At 29.6% G+C, this 2,182-nt stretch carries 1 protein-coding gene; it reads right to left on the reverse strand.

Translation table 11 applies throughout. The features are described 5' to 3' along the window. Positions 1 to 204 precede the first annotated feature (204 nt). Positions 205 to 1,893 carry an IS1634 family transposase gene (locus B5E79_RS13195; protein WP_143746800.1) on the reverse strand — a complete coding sequence of 563 codons (1,689 nt, stop codon included), beginning with the start codon at positions 1,891 to 1,893 and terminating at the stop codon, positions 205 to 207. Between the last annotated feature and the right edge of the window lie 289 nt (positions 1,894 to 2,182).

Below are 2,182 nucleotides of genomic sequence, written 5' to 3' on the forward strand. Positions count from 1 at the left end.
GTGCGTTTTTTAAATACAATAAATGCATAAAGTTAATATAGAGTTTAAAAAGTCATGATAGATTTTGAAAATGGAAAGACATAAGTTGATTATTGATGAGTCTTTATGTTATATTAAACCTGACTTTAGTATCCGGTATTAAAATCTAGTGATAGTTTTATAAAAGATTTAGGTCCCTATATTTTTAGGGACCTGTTTTTAATTCTATATTTTATAATTTAATATTTGTTTAATTTGTCTCTCTGTTAGGTAGTAGTTAGTTAATGGAAGTTTAGATAGCTTCGCAAATTCCTTTATAAATCTGCTACTTGTTGTTATATTAATGTATTTACTTTCACCTTTTACTAGTCTAAATTCACGTGTGAACTTCATGATTTCATATGTACTAAACTCTTTATTGAATACTTTGAATTGTAATAATCTTTCTAGAAGAACTGATAAATAACAGATTAAGAAATGGCCTTTTATAGTACTTTCTTTTTGGAGAAATACAGGTCTTGCATCGAGATCGCTTTTCATGATTTTAAACGATTCTTCTATTCTCCATAAATTATGATAGGTATCATATATTTCATGTTCACTCATTTTTGTTTCAGAAGTCACTAGAAGATTATAACCTGCAAGTCTTCTTTCTTTGTCAATGGCTTCTTGATTTATTTTAGCTATGGCTTTTCCTCCTTTTTCATTGATAAAATCAACATATTTTCCTAGATCGCCAAATTCAGAACGTTTTGCTTGGCTATAACAGAGTTCTCTTGCTTTCTCAGCTTGTTTTTCTATTTCATACTTTTTCTTTGCAGCAAGCTTAGGGTTATAAGTAAGTACTCTTTTTTCTTTAAACATCAAAATTTTCTTTTTCCCTGTGTTTTCATCAACAGTGATATTGTAAGGAAATTGATCAACACATGATTTGTATTTGTAAATGAGATGTCCCTCTTTATCTCTCACTTCTTCCCAATCATCACTATCCATAGTCACCCAAGTTTGTTCAGCTTCAGGAAGCATCTTTACGGATTTAGAAAAGAGATAACCATCACCATTTTCTTTAGCGAAAGCGATATTATCAGCACAATTAAGACCTTTATCAGCTACATGTACTGTTCTGCCGTTTATTTGATATGTATTTCTTAAATCATTTACAACATCTCTCATAATAGGCTTCTCACTTTGATTTCCAGGAAACATTTTCATGCCTATAGGAATTTGGTTGGCATCAAGTAAAAGTCCCATACCGACTATTGGATCTTTACGGTTTTCTTTAGATGGACCTTTTCTTCTAAAATCATCTTGTTTATCAATTTCAAAATAGAAGTTCGTACAATCAAAATAAGTTTTATATGTTTCTTTTTTATAGACCATATCTAATTGTTCATTAAAGATTTCAATAAACTTTCCATAATCATTACCGATATATCCTAAACCACTTAAAAGTTGATCATAGGAATAATGAATTGATTGATGAAGTTTAGGAAGAACTTCGTGAAAAGTCTTGTGTTTACTACAAGGATTTACTAAGCGAGCGAAGATGAGTGTAGAAAGAAGTTCATAAAGATCAAAAGTAAAGCTATTAGAATTATTTAAATAATCGACATACTTCTTTATGTCCATACATTTTAAAAGAGAGGCATAAGGGAAGTAACCAAGATATACTTCAGGAGACTCATCAGATATTTGAAGTTCTTTTTTATTTTTATGAGCGGCATTTAATTCATCGACTTCTTTTTGAAAATGAGCTATAGGATCATCAATACCTTTTTTCTTCCAAGTTTCAACAGATGCAAGAGACTTGTATGTACGATGAGCAGACCCGTGCTTTTCAGGAGAATAAAAACTCTCAACAATTGATAAATAAGTACGCCCTTTTAAATGAGATTGTTTAAGAAAATAAGCCATAAAGCACCTCCAATAATCTATCACCACTATCACCATTATTATAACATAAACTATAAAAAAATAAAAGAATTTAACATAAAAAAACATCGATAAAATCGACGTTTATTCGCTACTTAAAATTTTGATTTTAAATTTAGTCCAAAAAATCTAGTGATAGTCTCTAAAGACGGGTATTATTACACAAACTTTGATTCTAGTTATGATAGTGATGATGAATATATGGGAAAATCACGTTTATATAATGATTCATTTGATTATGTTGAAAATGAAGCTGATGTATTGACATCAC

This window comes from Massilimicrobiota sp. An134 (genome assembly GCF_002160815.1).
GTDB classification, from domain to species: Bacteria; Bacillota_I; Bacilli_A; order Erysipelotrichales; family Coprobacillaceae; genus Allocoprobacillus; species Allocoprobacillus merdigallinarum.

Bases quoted from the DNA above. Each gene is read 5' to 3' on its own strand.
- B5E79_RS13195 (WP_143746800.1), bottom strand. From the start codon at position 1,893: ATGGCTTATTTTCTTAAACAATCTCATTTAAAAGGGCGTACTTATTTA.